General features: G+C 44.4%; 9 protein-coding genes and 6 pseudogenes. 9 read left to right on the top strand and 6 right to left on the bottom strand.

Annotated features, from left to right (window positions below):
• Positions 1-138: 138 nt before the first annotated feature.
• From ACUN2T_RS03545 to ACUN2T_RS03535, 3 genes and pseudogenes are all read left to right on the top strand, one after another.
• A pseudogene (locus ACUN2T_RS03545) lies at positions 139-1,379 on the top strand (tyrosine-type recombinase/integrase).
• 201 nt (positions 1,380-1,580) lie between these two features.
• Positions 1,581-3,374: an AAA family ATPase gene (locus tag ACUN2T_RS03540; RefSeq protein ID WP_445497795.1), complete on the top strand. Its 1,794-nt coding sequence runs from the start codon at positions 1,581-1,583 to the stop codon at positions 3,372-3,374.
• A gap of 112 nt (positions 3,375-3,486) precedes the next feature.
• Entirely contained in the window at positions 3,487-3,672 is a 186-nt protein-coding gene (locus tag ACUN2T_RS03535) for a DUF3732 domain-containing protein (protein ID WP_445497794.1), read from the top strand.
• 80 nt (positions 3,673-3,752) lie between these two features.
• Here the strand turns inward: ACUN2T_RS03535 and ACUN2T_RS03530 are convergent, their stop codons facing one another.
• The 3 genes from ACUN2T_RS03530 to ACUN2T_RS03520 form a co-directional block, all read right to left on the bottom strand.
• Positions 3,753-3,902: a hypothetical protein gene (locus ACUN2T_RS03530; protein ID WP_445496277.1), complete on the bottom strand. Its 150-nt coding sequence runs from the start codon at positions 3,900-3,902 to the stop codon at positions 3,753-3,755.
• Positions 3,903-4,189: 287 nt separating this feature from the next.
• Complete coding sequence (locus tag ACUN2T_RS03525; RefSeq protein WP_445496276.1) at positions 4,190-4,552, bottom strand: hypothetical protein; 363 nt, start codon at positions 4,550-4,552, stop codon at positions 4,190-4,192.
• A gap of 40 nt (positions 4,553-4,592) precedes the next feature.
• Positions 4,593-5,462, bottom strand: coding sequence for a hypothetical protein (locus ACUN2T_RS03520; RefSeq protein WP_445496275.1), 870 nt, complete (start codon positions 5,460-5,462; stop codon positions 4,593-4,595).
• A 148-nt stretch (positions 5,463-5,610) separates the two neighbouring features.
• Here ACUN2T_RS03520 and ACUN2T_RS03515 point away from each other — a divergent pair, with 148 nt between their 5' ends.
• Positions 5,611-6,393 (top strand): type IV toxin-antitoxin system AbiEi family antitoxin domain-containing protein, encoded by a 783-nt coding sequence (locus tag ACUN2T_RS03515; RefSeq protein ID WP_445496274.1) that lies wholly within the window; start codon positions 5,611-5,613, stop codon positions 6,391-6,393.
• Positions 6,380-7,309: a nucleotidyl transferase AbiEii/AbiGii toxin family protein gene (locus tag ACUN2T_RS03510; RefSeq protein ID WP_445496273.1), complete on the top strand. Its 930-nt coding sequence runs from the start codon at positions 6,380-6,382 to the stop codon at positions 7,307-7,309. The genes ACUN2T_RS03515 and ACUN2T_RS03510 overlap by 14 nt, the downstream gene beginning before the upstream one ends.
• Positions 7,310-8,086: 777 nt before the next feature.
• Here the strand turns inward: ACUN2T_RS03510 and ACUN2T_RS03505 are convergent.
• Positions 8,087-9,031 (bottom strand): tyrosine-type recombinase/integrase, encoded by a 945-nt coding sequence (locus ACUN2T_RS03505; RefSeq protein WP_445496272.1) that lies wholly within the window; start codon positions 9,029-9,031, stop codon positions 8,087-8,089.
• Between the two features lie 17 nt (positions 9,032-9,048).
• Between ACUN2T_RS03505 and ACUN2T_RS03500 the strand changes: the two are divergent.
• Positions 9,049-9,729, top strand: a pseudogene (locus ACUN2T_RS03500) (IS3 family transposase); the annotation flags it as partial.
• Between the two features lie 90 nt (positions 9,730-9,819).
• Here the strand turns inward: ACUN2T_RS03500 and ACUN2T_RS03495 are convergent.
• Complete coding sequence (locus tag ACUN2T_RS03495; protein ID WP_445496271.1) at positions 9,820-10,962, bottom strand: Fic family protein; 1,143 nt, start codon at positions 10,960-10,962, stop codon at positions 9,820-9,822.
• A 401-nt stretch (positions 10,963-11,363) separates the two neighbouring features.
• On the opposite strand from ACUN2T_RS03495, the pseudogene ACUN2T_RS03490 reads away from it, so the two are divergent.
• From ACUN2T_RS03490 to ACUN2T_RS03480, 3 pseudogenes are all read left to right on the top strand, one after another.
• A pseudogene (locus ACUN2T_RS03490) lies at positions 11,364-11,693 on the top strand (tyrosine-type recombinase/integrase); the annotation flags it as partial.
• Between the two features lie 61 nt (positions 11,694-11,754).
• Positions 11,755-11,956 (top strand): annotated as a pseudogene (locus tag ACUN2T_RS03485) (helix-turn-helix transcriptional regulator).
• A gap of 224 nt (positions 11,957-12,180) precedes the next feature.
• A pseudogene (locus ACUN2T_RS03480) lies at positions 12,181-14,020 on the top strand (toprim domain-containing protein).
• A gap of 462 nt (positions 14,021-14,482) precedes the next feature.
• Here ACUN2T_RS03480 and ACUN2T_RS03475 read toward each other — a convergent pair.
• A pseudogene (locus ACUN2T_RS03475) lies at positions 14,483-14,686 on the bottom strand (GNAT family N-acetyltransferase); the annotation flags it as partial.
• Positions 14,687-14,703 lie beyond the last annotated feature (17 nt).

Genomic DNA, 14,703 nt, shown 5'->3' with positions numbered 1-14,703 from the left:
AAGTCCTGAAACGTTAGAAAATCAGTAAGTTAAAGAAACCTGATGGTACTGAAAATTTCCGTCAGGTTTTTTGACATCCAGAGTTTTTGGGGGATTAATTGGGGATCTGTTGGTTCGATACACTCCGGAGCCCCCGCCATGCCACTCATCGATACCGCCATCCGCAATGTAAAGCCTCTCGATAAACCTTACAAGCTCAGCGACGCGCAGGGTCTTTACCTGCTGATTAAGCCCAACGGTTCTAAACTCTGGCAACTCAAGTACCGCTTTGGCGGCAAGGAGAAGAAGCTGGCGTTTGGCGCTTACCCGACCGTAACGCTGGCGAATGCGCGTAAGCTGCGTGAAGAAGCCCGCGCCGTACTCAGCGCAGGCGACGATCCGGGGGTGAAAAAGCAGCAGGAGAAGCTGGCAAAGAAAAGCGGCAATACCTTTGAGGAAGTCGCCCGTAAGTGGCTGGCAGGCAATATCCGCTGGACGGAGCATCACGCGGCGAAGATCCTGCGCTCGCTGGAGCTGCACGTTTTCCCGCTGATTGGCAAAATTCCCGTTACCGACCTGAAAACCGCCGATCTGCTGATCCCGCTGCGGGTGGCGGAGAGAAAAGGCAATCTGGAGACCGCCCCACGGCGATCATGCGCTACGCGGTGCAGGAGAGCCTGATTGCCAGCAACCCGGCGAACGATCTTACAGGCGCCATCGCGCCACCGCCGAAAAACCACTACCCCGCCCTGCCGCTGGAGAAAATGCCGGAATTACTGGAGCGCTTCGAGGGCTATTCCGGCAGGCTGTTAACCCGACTGGCGGTACAGCTTAACCTGCTGATCTTTATCCGCTCCAGCGAGCTGCGCTTTGCCCGCTGGACGGAGATCGATCTGGATGGCGCAATGTGGACGATCCCCGCGCAGCGTGAGCCTATTCCGGGCGTGCGTTACTCGGAGCGCGGCGCAAAGATGAAAACGCCGCATCTGGTGCCGCTGTCAAAACAGGCGGTCACGGTGCTGAAACAGCTAAAGCTATTGTCCGGCAATAGCGAACTGCTGTTTCCCGGCGACCACGATCCGCGCAAGCCGATGAGTGAAAACACCATTAACAAGGCGCTGCGGGTGATGGGTTACGACACAAAGGTGGACGTGTGCGGTCACGGCTTTCGCACGATGGCCTGTAGCGCGCTGATCGAATCCGGGCGCTGGTCGAAAGACGCCGTGGAGCGGCAGATGAGCCATCAGGAGCGCAACAACGTGCGCGCCGCGTATATCCACAAGGCGGAGCACCTCGACGAGCGCACGCAGATGATGCAGTGGTGGTCGGACTATCTCGACGCCTGTCGGCAGAAGTTTGTTGCGCCATATCGGTATGACAGGCAGGTTCAGGTGGCCTGAGCCATTCAGCGAGTCACACCGGAAAGCAGATCTCAGCGGATAAACACCGGGCTGCGCCATTTTCAGGGCCGGATCGTCGTTTTCCATCAGGGTTTCGGCGAAGTTTTCGCCGTGGTCAGCCAGTACGGTGAAGTCCGTGGCGGCATTAAAAGGAACGAACTCTTAGAATTAGAAAGCACGCTACAGTCTCAATGTTGGAAAATGAAACAAAAATATGACATTCATTTTCAACAAGCTTTTACTGGTGTTCGTAATAGTGCTGATAAATTCAAGCAAAAAGTATTAATAGAAAAATCTTCAAATAATGAAGAACTTATCGACATTAACATTCTTATAGAAAGATCCACCACTATTTTTTCAAAAAAACCAGAAAAAATAGAAAAAATATCACTAATTAATGCTCAACCTCTGATCGATATGGCATCATCCGATATTTTACAAAAAATAATAGTTGGTAGTCAGGATGTTGATATTGCCGCAATGATCAATAAGCTGAGTAATAGCGATTGGGTAAAACAAGGAATACACTTCCATAATAATAATGATGACATCTGCCCTTTTTGCCAACAACCCACTAATAAAGAATTAGCTCAAAGTCTCAGCTATTTTTTTAACGATGCCTATGAAACTGAATTACATGCAATAACGCAATTAATAGTTTCTTATCAAGATGCAATTGAAAAATTCTTATCAACTCTTCAAACAATAAGTAGCATGCAGTCTACTTATTTAGACTACGCACGTTTCGATATTTCTGCCAGTGCATTAAAAGAACGTATGGAGAGCAATCTAAAACGGATTCAAGCTAAACAACAAGAACCCAGTCGAAGAATAACTCTTGCGCCCCTCAATGAATTTTTAACACCATTATGCAACCAAATCAATACAGCAAATACAGCCATAAACCAACATAACCTCACAGTTGATAACTTACAGGCTGAGAAAAAACAACTTACATCTCAGATCTGGAGATTCATTCTGGAAGAGTTAAAATCTCATTTCGATACTTATGATACCAACAAGACTCGGCTACAAAAAACAATTAATGGAATGGAAACCAGTTTAGAGGATAAGGAAAGTAGACGGAAACTTCTTGATCAGAAAATTAAAGAGCAAGAAAATAATTCAACCTCAATACTCCCCACCAAAGACGCAATCAATTCTTTACTTAGTTCATTTGGTTTCACTTCATTCAACATAGATGTTGTAGACGAAAAAGGTCATTATAAAATATGTCGTCACAACGGAGATGATGCTAGCCGTTCATTAAGTGAGGGTGAGAAAACATTTATTACCTTCTTATATTTCTATTCATTAATTAAAGGTGCACAGGAGTCATCCGGGATAATTCAATCCCGAGTCGTTGTTTTTGACGATCCTATATCCAGCTTAGATAGTGATATCTTATATATTGTCAGCAGTCTGATTAAAGGTATTTTTGATGAAATAAGAAACAACAAAGGATATATTAAGCAAGTATTTATAATGACGCACAATGTTTATTTCCACAAAGAAATAAGTTATCATCCAAAACGCCCTCATGACAACACTCTCTCAGAAGAAACTTTTTGGATGGTAAAAAAACAGGCAGAAACCTCTTATATAGAAAAATGTAACTGTAACCCAATAAAATCCGCCTATGAGTTACTATGGGAAGAAGTCAAAAAACCTAACCCTACCAGTATGACATTACAAAATACTTTGCGTCGCATTATCGAAAACTACTTCACGATGTGGGGTGGAATGTCAAAAGATACCATATGTGAATTATTCGATGGTAGAGACAGACTAATCTGTCAGTCATTATTTTCTTGGGTAAACGATGGTTCTCATTCAATACATGATGATTTATATATTAATCATGGAGAAAGAACAAATGAGACCTATTTGCGAGTATTTAAAGATATATTTACAAAAGCGAAACAAAATGGCCATTATGAATTAATGATGGGAATAACTGAAATTTCACCAGATCTAGTAGCCGAGCCAGCATAACTATAATCATAAGATATGACGACATTATGGTAGCCTTAAAATGGGCTACCATTCCCCTCTACTTCGACGCAAAAGTAAGTATTTATGAAAAGTCAAAAATAGAAAAGATGATATTACTGCTACAAGATGCATATTTGAAAGATTATCATCAGCAATTAAAGATAATAATCTAAATTTCCAGATTATCGTTCTTGAACATGCTGATAGCTCAATATGGGGACAAGTTGATAATACTCATGAATCGGCTTGCTGGAAAGATGAAGGAGATGGACTCATCCCTCAAAAGTGGATTAGATAAATTATACTATTAAACCTATATAAAACTAAGCTTACATCAACCCAATCAGGTAATGTAATCTTAGTAATAAGTCACTAATATTAATTGCATTGGTCAAAAATACTATTAATAATTCGTTCCTCAATCTTATCTTTTTGATTAGAAGATAATTCACATTTTTGACTTTTTATTAATTTAATGGATTGGTTCACTTTCATTAAAACATAATCTGGTAATTCCTGATCTTTCATACATAGGGTTCCTGCTGCATTACTGATCCTGGCTGTACGCCACCCTCTGTTAGTTTTAAGTTTTATGGGGCATAGTTATAAAAATTTAAGATATTTTATATAGATAAATGATCAATCATCTGTAGTCATAACATCGAAATCAATTGCTCTTGTTAGATACATATTCTTATCATTAATTTCATCCGACGTTTTATCAAGAAGAAGCAGAGATTGTCGCTGATCTTTAGGATGTGGATTATTGCCCAATAAATATTCTTTTAAATTATTCATAGCAACAGGAGCATACTTTAAAATAGGATTATCAAAAAACCATCTTTGTCATTCTCAAACGAATATAACAAAACTCTAAAACTTACTGATGAAAGAAACTTACTCAATCGGTAATCATAGTTAAAGCTAACTTTTTCATCATTCTGATATGGATGAAAAATATTTTGAGAAAAATAGCTCTCCCAACCACTAAACAAAGTCTCACACTCCTTACAAAGAAATGGAACTTTCTTTCCATCCTGAACTATTCGATTCGGATTTTCTGTTGCTCTTATATGCCCTGTCAATGAGGTTGATTTTGCATATTTAAATATAAACTTGGGAAGAATATGACTAAGTTCTAATACTGTTTCTCTCCCACATAATCTGCACTTATCCATATATAACCCTTCAATAAGTTAATATTATTCTTTCATCCCATCAGAGCACTGGTCGGGAAGGACAATCAGATCGATCTTCCATCTCGTTAGCCATATTACGTTGAGATATGCGACGGATCGCTTCAGAAGCAACAAATAGTGCACGCATTGAAAGTGCCATAAGTTCAAGGCGAGTCATACCATGAGAGGCATAACGGCTTTCTACATAATTTGGAAAATTTGAGCATGCATGGAACAACCGCTCATCATTGCGTGCAGGTCTAATCTTAATTAATTCAGCGGCTAGTTTGGGTAAATGATGTGACAATTTTTTTAGTTGGTCACCAGTCCATCCTAAGTGAGTTAGTGAAGCTTTAATTGATAATTCAGCCATCAAACATGCCGTTTGAACAGCAGCATCAGGATCTGTCCCAGATAAAATACGGGGGGTCGCAACAGCAGATGACCTCGCATTACATAAAAGTTCCTTTGCTGGAGATCCCATATTAATAAGATCGTCAATGCCATATCCAAAATCCCAAAGGTCACAGACCCCATAAAAGGCCCTCCAACCTTGTTCTGGATAATGCTGAAAAATAAATTCTAATTCGCTTTGCGAGATATCAATACATTTAAGTGGCTCAATACTAAAAGAACCATAAGCGACATTAATATGCACAGGATACATCACATCACGCAGAGCAACACCGCCAACCATTAATGATGGAATAGAAAAATTGCCTTTTGGGTAAAGAGATTTGTAAATCCTCATCACTGGTTCCCATATCCCCTTATCCAATATATCGCCAGTGATATTTTTTTCTTTCATCCATTCAATTACAACACAAAATTGGCGAGCATGAAGCGCGACATCAGCGGCTATCAACTTGTCGTCAATTCTATGTACAAAATCTTTAGTTATGATATGCATGATTGCTCCACTAGAAATAATCTGTATAAATCATACAACTAAGTCTCCTAAAGGACTTATAACTATTTAGTCAAATGCCTGTACCAGTCTGAAAATAAGACCTATAATGGTTTAATAATTTTCAAAATTGTCCATCAAGAGGCGACATTTGCCAAACTATCTAAACTGGCTAATGCAGAACACCCAACCCGGTCAGGTGTTGCTCCAGTCATGGCTGACCCGCAACGGCATAGACCGTAAGCTCTCTTACCTCTATGTCCAGAATGGCTGGCTCAGGCGGATCGCACACGGCGTATACTGCCGGACGGGCCGTGAGCCGGACTGGGTGGACGCGGTTTACTGCCTGCAAACGCAGTGGGAAAAACCGGTTCGCGTGGCGGGGCTGACCAGCCTTGCGCTACAGGGCCACGCTCACTATACCGAACCGGGCAAACAACAAATCTGGCTCGCACTCCCGGCTTACGTCAAACTGCCGGGATGGTTTGTCGCCTTTGAACAATCCGCGACGTTTGTCACGCAGTATACCTCTGGCCTCACCGTCGATATAACACCATTCACGACAAAACTGAATATCGGCGACCGGCAGTTAGTGGGCAGTGTCCCGGAACTGGCCGCGTATGAGATCGCCTGCGGCGTTCCTGCGTTGATCTCGTTCGAACATGCCGACGCCCTGTTTCAGGGGATGAACCTTCTCAGCCCGCGTAAATTACAGGCGCTGCTTTGCGCCAGTCATTCGGTTAAAACCAACCGGGTGCTGCTCTACCTTGCCCAACGCAATGCGCATCCTTATTTTCAGTATCTCGATCAAAGCGGTATAGAAACAGGTACGGGAAAGCGGCAAATTGTATCCGGCGGCTGGCTGGAACCGGATTATCAAATCACCGTTCCCCGCGCATTTAAACCGGAAGGAGTCGAAGATGGATCTGCGTGATATTTATGCCCGACAGGTCAGGCTATTAATGACCGCCCTGCCGCATGTGGCAAAGGAGTCCTGTTTCGCGCTGAAAGGCGGCACGGCAATCAATTTGTTTGTACAGGATTTCCCTCGCCTGTCGGTGGATATCGATCTGGCATATAAAAGCTTTGCAGATCGCGATACCGATCTGGTGGCCATCAATGATGCATTGATGCGAATTACTGAATCGCTGAACAACAGATCGGGGATCACGGCTATCCGGCAGGAGAATAAAGCGGATGAAAAACGCATCATCGTTAACGCCGCCGATGCGCAGATAAAGATTGAAGTCAGCCCGGTATGGCGCGGATTGCTGTTACCGCCAACAGAAATGCCGGTATGCGAGCAGGTGGAAATAGAGTATGGCTTCACCACCATGAATATTGTCTCACCGGCGGATCTTTACGGCGGTAAAATCTGCGCCGTGCTTGACCGCCAGCATCCACGGGATCTGTTTGACGTGCTGAATATGCTGGAGAAACCGGGCCTGACGCGCGAGATTTTTGATGGTTTTCTGTGTTATCTGGCAGGCCATCCCCGCCCTATTGCCGAGCTGCTGGCACCAAACTGGGATACAGCGCGGATCGCCACGCTGTACGCGCAGGAATTCTCAGGGATGACGCAACAGAAAACGTCGCTGGAGTCTCTTTTGTCAGTAACGACTTTACTACCAAAAGCGCTGAAATCGCACCTTACGGATCGGGATCGCCAGTTCTTGCTCTGCTATAAGCAAAATACCCCTGACTGGTCGCTGTATCGCTATCCTGAAATTCAACACCTACCGGCTATTCGCTGGAAGCAGCGTAACCTAGCAGTGCTGAATGATAAGAATCCGGCCAAGTATGCGGCGGCGGTAAGCAAGTTAGAGGGGGTTCTGGAGCAGTATTTTTAGCTCTGGTTCTGAGAGATTGAATTGAGCCATGATGTTTGGTTATCTCAACTGCCTCATGGCTATATCTCAAATACAGATAAAAATATTTATATAATTCAATAAATAATAATCAACACCGTCAAATATTATCTCAAAAGCGCCTAAAGCTCAATTCAGGGGTAACGAAACACCTACGAGCGAGGTGAGTATGTTTTTCACGCCGTTATATGTGGACCTGACTCCACACATAACGAAGCTCCCTACCCTCAAACACCCATTTTTCGTGATAACCCTCACAAAAACAAAGCGATTTTTTGTGGGGGCCTTCGTGGGGGCGCTGTTTACAAGAAATGTCATCAAAACCAATGACAAACAGCATCTTAATCGTGGATATGATTCCGAGTCCGGCACCAATTCAAAGCGCGCTTGTTGGGAGATAAAAGTTTAACGGGCGTTTCGATACTGGAACCTAAAAATGCATCGTGTGGCATTATTCAATCATGCAATATTTCGATGTTAATTAAAGGGGTTCTAGATTCAGGATATCTGAGAAATCAGATGTCTTTTTTTCTTTCGAGCGAAATATTTACAAGTTCTATTGCAACTGTCAAGCCATCCACACTAAAATCAATGAATTAATTAACACGATGTTGTATATCGGTTGTCCAGACTTCCCAATTGATCAGAAAAAGGTCAGTGATGGGAGATTGCATCGGTTCAAAAAAATTCCCCATCTTGCGACAGGGAATGATTTATGTAGAAAAAGACAGATTCGGACAACAACGGGAATATTCTGTTTTATCCGATTAACATTTCGCCTTTCTCTGGCTCAGCATCGATATACAGCATTAATTCACGCTCCAACGTGCGCCCGGCAGTCTCCAGATTGATATCAATATATTCCATCGTCGTGGCAATACTACGGTGCCCCAGTAACCCGCGCACCATTTGCAAATTACGATCAGGCGCTTTCATCAGTGCAGTTGCCAGGGTATGCCGGAAACGGTGTGGGCCCACATCAAATCCACACTCTTTTGATAAGCGCCGAAAGAATGATTTTATCGTCTGTAACTGGTCGGTTTCTTTTGCACCAGCAGCCTGAGCACGTTCCAGCAAAATCTCCAGTCGCGGATACAACCATTTCACCACCAGCACCTGATGTTCATAATGGTTCTTACTTCCCTCGGAGCAAAGAATAATCCGACGCTCATCCAGGTCAATATCCCTCAACCGGATATGTAATAACTGATTTTGCCGCATCCCGGTATAACGCAACGTATCCAGTACCGTCAGCCAGTACCCGGTCGGATATAATGCACAGCGGGCACGATGGTTATCCCCTGCCTTTCGCTCCCGCTCTTCAAATTGCCCCATCGTGAGATACAAGGCTGTCAGTTGTTTTTTGGTCAATGTTTTCTTTTTATTTTTGTTCGCATTGACCACCACACCATTAAAGGGGTTTTCCGTTTGGGGCAGTATTTTTTCTTCTATCGCAAAATTAAACACCGCCCGCATATGCGCAATCTTACTGTTCCAGGTCACACCTTTCAGTCCGTGCTGATGCAACACATATCTGCGCCATGCCAGGACCTGCTGTCGGGTCACTTGAGCAGGCCGATTGTTGACACCTGCAAACACCTGGAAGGTATTCACCACCTTGCGATAACTTGACTCCGTATCCGGCCGCAAAATTCTGGCAAAAAAATACTCATCCAGCAGGTTATCCCAGGTCATACTGTCCATCTCTATTTCCTCATTTCAATCGGATGTTGGCGAAAAAATTACGCAAAAAAGGCTTTACTATCAGTGATTATCGGACCCGAAAGCTCATGAAGCAGCTCAGATTATCCGTCAGGCAATGTAAAAGCTACCGGGCTCCCCGCAAAGGCAAAGCCCTATCAACGGCCTGTAACCTGCTTAACCGGAACTTTAATCCGTTGGCCCCGAATGAAGTTTGGGCAGGAGATATTACCTATCTCAAAACGCCCGAAGGTTGGTTATATCTGGCCATCGTGATGGATTTATACTCGCGCCGAATAGTCGGATGGCAGATGTCGACGGAGATAGATACGATGCTGATCAGTCAGTCTCTAATGAAAGCGTATCACTTACGCCAGCCCTCAAAAGGCTGTGTTTTTCACAGTGATAGAGGGAGTCAATATACAAGCCTGCAATATCGGAACCTACTCGACAGTTATGATATGAGAGCGAGTCAGGCGGATGTTGGGGCTTTCTGGGATAACGCTGTCGTTGAACGTTTCTTTGGCAGTTTAAAACATGATTGGCTCTTCAAAACGCATCATGAAAATCAGGAGGAGATGAAAAAAGATGTGCTGGATTATCTGCATTATTACAATTTAACGCGATTACACACGGCTAATAATGACTTAACCCCCGTGGAATATGAAATGGCCTTCGTAAAAATGTCCGATTTTTCTTGAGCAGAACAGTTATATTTACTTTCTGATACAAATGACATAGTGCATTAAGATCAAGTATTTTCCCCAGCTCTACAGCAGACAATATTTAAATCACAAACCAGGAATAAACCCTTCGTCCCGCAGAACCTTAATCACACCACGAATCAAATACGAGTTAGAAAACTTCGCCGTATAGGTACGAGCACCTTCTTCTACTGGCTGGATCAATCCCCGCTCAATCAGCTTACCAAGCTGATAAGTCACCTGCGTCGGTTTCAGGTCAGGTAAAACAGTGCGTAGATCGCCCGCTTTTATCGTCCCCAGCTCAACAGCTCGTTTCAGAACCTTCGATTCCAGTGGGTTTATCAGTCCTCTCTCCGACGAAAAATCGATGGCCGGATACAGAATCTTTTCGCTCAGGAAAGCGTGGTTTGTCAGTTGATCGACTTTCTTCAGCTCAGAGGAAATCCCCGAGAGCACATATAAGCACCATTCTTCCAGCCCCTGCTCTGTTCCTTTATCAGCTAACGAAAGCATGGCGTAATAGCGTTCACGATCGTTACAGAATACCGCTGTCGGATTGAGAACCCGGCCACCAGCCTGAACATTAAAACCATACTTGATAAGTAACGCATAGGTCAGCAACCTGACCGTTCTGCCATTACCGTTGCCAAAGGGATGTATCCAGCCAAAGCGGTGATGCACCTGCGCAATCTTCATCAGATCGTACTTTGGCTTATCGGCACGATTAATAAAGGCGGTCAGTTCCGCCATATAATCAGGAACGCGGATGTGGTCCGGCGGTAAATGGTCAGACTGAGCGATGCTGACGTTATGTTGCCGATATGCGCCAGGAGTTCTGTCGCCTTCCTGTTGCAGCCCGGCTACCGCCAGACTATGCAACTCGCGGATAAAATATTCTGTTATGTCATCGCCATTGTTCAGGTATTCGTCGATGAACTCCATCGCAGCTTCAATATTGTTGATTTCTTTGAGCTGGTCCGTCGAACCCTGCGTTCCTTCAACCTTGCTTTCAACATAATCGGCAAGCGTAGTGTGGTTTCCCTCAATCCTTGCAGAGCCAAGGCTCTCCAGCATGTGGAAAACGGCCTTCAACTGCGCAAACAAGATAGGGTGAACATCGGTTTCCAACCGTAGATGCCGGAGTAACTCGAGTTCCGTCAGCGCGTCAACCAAAGGAGAGTCAAAGCTGGGGTTCAGAAGCGAGAGTTCAAAGTGATTAAATTGAGCCATGATGTTTAGTTATCTCAACTGGTGCATGACGGTATCTCAAAAGTATAGCAAAAATACTAATAGAATCTATAAATTAGAAAGAACACCGTTTCTGATTATCTCAAAAACCGTTGTTCCAACATATCAAATGTAAGTTTGAAAGATGTTCAACGCGAAGGGGACGGGGCTTTGCCTGCATAATGCAGTATGGATTTTTTACCGCCGCTATGTGTGGAGTTCTGGGCGTTATATGTGGACCTAACTCCACACATAACGAAGCCCTATTCGCTAAACACCGATTTTTCGTGACAATCATCACAAAAACAAAGTGATTTTTTATGGGGGCTTTCGTGGGGGCGCTGTTTACTGCTTTGCACAAACTGAGCGGTAATTGTGACGTGATGTTCCCCAGTGATCATGGTTCTGCGCAAGTCATGAGTGAAAACACTGTTAACAGTGCGCTACGCAATATGGGCTACGATACTCAGTCCGACGTCTGCGGGCACGGTTTCCGCACAATGGCGCGGGGCGCAATGGGCGAATCCGGCTTGTGGAGCGATGATGCCATCGAGCGCCAGTTAAGCCATATCGAACGAAATAACGTCCGGGCAGCCTATATTCACACGTCTAAACACTTGGACGAGCGGCGGCTGATGGTGCAGTGGTGGGCGGATTATCTGGATGCAAACCGGGAAAAGGCCATTACACCGTATGACTTCGCCAAACCGCTGCGCGACAAAAAGAACCGTTAGTACAATTTGTAACCCGTTAATTTTCATCGTGAGAAAAACAATTAACGCTGTTCATTTAATTATGACAGTGACAGCAAAGACAAACTTTATTCGTTTGCCGAAAGTACAGCGGAGAACGGGTTACAGCAAAGCGTGGCTCTATAAACTGATTAGCGACGGAATTCCCACAGCAGGTCAAAATTGGTCCGCGTTCAGTGGCCTTTATTGAAGCAGAGATTGATAACTGGATCGCCCAGCGTATTGCGGAATCACGCGCGGCATAACACAGAAAAGAATATGAAATAAGAAACATAAAATATAACGCCCCGAAGTGGTGCAAACACTGTCGGGGCATCTAACTAACCATTCAGTAAGGTAAAAAACGATGGCTGATACACAGCATACCCAAACTCGCCCTGAATTTACAGCCCCAAAAACATCGGGCAATCAAAAACCACTTGATCTTATTCAAACCGTGAAAACATCAGCGATGTATTTCTAGTCAAATCTGTTACCTGCCTGTGGCATTGATGTGCCAGCAAAAGGTAAACATGGCGCCTGCCCGGTCTGTGGCGGCACCGACCGTTTTCACTTTACCGACGATCACCATCATGGCAATTGGCATTGTCGCCAGTGTGACGCCCCGAACTATGGTGATGGACTGGATTTAGTCGCAAAAACCAACGGGATCTCAATTCTTGAAGCAGCAAAAGTTGTTGCTAACGTGCAGGCATTGCCTTTACCGGAACTCAAGCCCGCCAAAGAAGCCATCTATCCAACACAATCCATTGCCGAAAGAGTCGCAGCACTGATGGCGCAAACTGTCGCCGGGCAATCCCCCCATCTGACGACAAAAGGGCTGCATTATCCTAATCAGCGTTTGTTACCCGATAATTCGGCAGTGTTGGCACTGACAACATTGGATAAAAAAGTAACAGGTGTGCAGATCGTCAAGCCCAATGGCGAGAAAAAATTACTCTCTGGCAACCAGAAAAAAGGCGCATTTATTGCGTTATCAGAGCTGGAAGAACACCCCGACACAGTAATCATTACCGAAGGTTACGCCATTGCACTCACGGTTAACCAACTCTGTAAAGGCACTGTTCTGGCGGCTCTGGATGCAGGCAATTTGCCCTCCGTTGCCAAATCAGCCAGGGAACGCTGGCCGGACACGAAAATCATTATTGCAGCAGATAATGACTGGCATAGCCCCAGTGATCTGGATAAGAACGGCAAACCTAAAACGAATATTGGCAAAATCCCAGCAGAAAAAGCAGCTCTTGCGGTTAATGGTTGGATTACGTTACCACCGACAGAGCACAAAGCTGACTGGGACGATTACCGCCAACAATATGGTATGGAAATAGCAAAGCTGGCCTTTGTTCAGGGGCTTTATCAACCTACATCAAGCAAGAAAACAGCAGCCATTCAGCTCAATGATGGGGAGCCTTCAAAACTGACATTATGCCAGATGGGAGCCAGCCAGCGCGGGGAAGTATTACTGGCGCGTTATGACGGAAATTTGGCACTGGATGGCTCTTCGGAAAGCGTTCATCACTATGACGGTATTGTCTGGCATCCGGTCAGTAACCGCGATTTAAAGCGGGAAATGGTGGCAGCCTTTATGGAAGAAAAACTGCCGTACTCACCGCAAGGCATCAGCTCTGCTATGTGGGCGATGGTTCCGGTATCAAAGCCATTACAGGTGGGGATGCAGTTGCTATCGATCCGAAGCATAAGCAGCCCTATTCCACCCGTATTCCTGCTGTGGTATTGGCGGTAAAAATAATGCCATGAGTTTCAGTGATCGCAGTGGTGGCGTGTCACGGCGGCGGGTGATTTTCAACTTTTCCAAAGTTGTGCCAGAAAACGAACGTGATCCACTTCTACGGGAGAAGATTGCAACAGAATTGCCTGTGATTATCCGGCATCTGCTGCATCGGTTCGGTGACCCACAAGCCGCAAGGCGTTTACTGGCAGCGCAACAAAAATCCGCAGAAGCACTGGATATCAAACGTGGCACAGATCCACTGGTTGATTTCTGCGGCTACTTGATTGCATCCGATGAAGCTGATGCCCTGCTCATCGGTAATGCGGAAATTATGCCGTTTAATCCCCGCAAATATCTCTATCATGCCTATCTTGCTTATATGAAAGGCAATAACCTGAATAAACCGGTTTCTGTGACTCGTTTTGGGATGGATATGCCCGGAGCGCTGGCAGAGTATAACCAGCACTACCTGCGCAAGAAAAGCAAACACGGCATTCGTAGCAACTTGAGCCTCGATATTGATACTGCCATCGAATGGATGCCAAAACTGATAAGGGATAACCTGCCAGAAGAATAATTTTTTTCTTTATTGCTGATAACTTTCAAAGAAATATAAAAAAGTGTTCACCACTGTTTACCCTGTAATTTAAACCAGATATATCAATCTATTATAGGGTGAATAGTTATTTTTAAACTGTTCACAACTATTCAACCCTGTTCACCTTTTTTCAGATTTGAGGTGAACGGTTGGGTGAAGAGTAGTGATGAGTTCAATTTTAAGTCATCATCATTTAACGATATGAATTTAAATGAAAATATATAAAGGTGAACAGGGTGAACAGTTTCATCCCTATTTCTTTAATACGGAGGGGGTAAGCAAAAAAGTTTTCTCTGGCAGGTGTTTTTTCAGCTCTCTGAGTTACCGAGCTAATACATTAGTCCGGTAACTCAGAGAAGGCAAGCGCAGCGCGTCAGTACAGTTTGAGTCTGTTGCATTAATTAAATTACTAAATTCTCGTAGGGTTATAATTATTATTTTTTATACTTTATGCTTATAGATATCTTGGCGCACAATGTTCCAAACAAAGTTCTCGCGATTTACTGGTGTGTAACCCATCTTTTCGTATAACCAAGGAGCTGTTGATGTGACAAGCATAATACGTCTTAATTGAGTTAGAGCAGGATGCGAATGACAGCACTCCATTAACCAGCGACCCAATTTTTGTTTTTGATATTCTTCTAGGGGTTGTTGATGTTTTT

It is taken from the genome of Photorhabdus machadonis (assembly GCF_052657765.1).
This window is presented reverse-complemented; position numbering and strand designations above follow the sequence as displayed.

Excerpts from the sequence above, each read along its gene's own strand:
- ACUN2T_RS03530 (WP_445496277.1), bottom strand. The coding sequence starts at position 3,902 with ATGAAAGATCAGGAATTACCAGATTATGTTTTAATGAAAGTGAACCAA.
- ACUN2T_RS03495 (WP_445496271.1), bottom strand. The coding sequence starts at position 10,962 with ATGGCTCAATTTAATCACTTTGAACTCTCGCTTCTGAACCCCAGCTTT.
- ACUN2T_RS03505 (WP_445496272.1), bottom strand. The coding sequence starts at position 9,031 with ATGGACAGTATGACCTGGGATAACCTGCTGGATGAGTATTTTTTTGCC.
- ACUN2T_RS03510 (WP_445496273.1), top strand. The coding sequence starts at position 6,380 with ATGGATCTGCGTGATATTTATGCCCGACAGGTCAGGCTATTAATGACC.
- ACUN2T_RS03525 (WP_445496276.1), bottom strand. The coding sequence starts at position 4,552 with ATGGATAAGTGCAGATTATGTGGGAGAGAAACAGTATTAGAACTTAGT.
- ACUN2T_RS03520 (WP_445496275.1), bottom strand. The coding sequence starts at position 5,462 with ATGCATATCATAACTAAAGATTTTGTACATAGAATTGACGACAAGTTG.
- ACUN2T_RS03540 (WP_445497795.1), top strand. The coding sequence starts at position 1,581 with ATGAAACAAAAATATGACATTCATTTTCAACAAGCTTTTACTGGTGTT.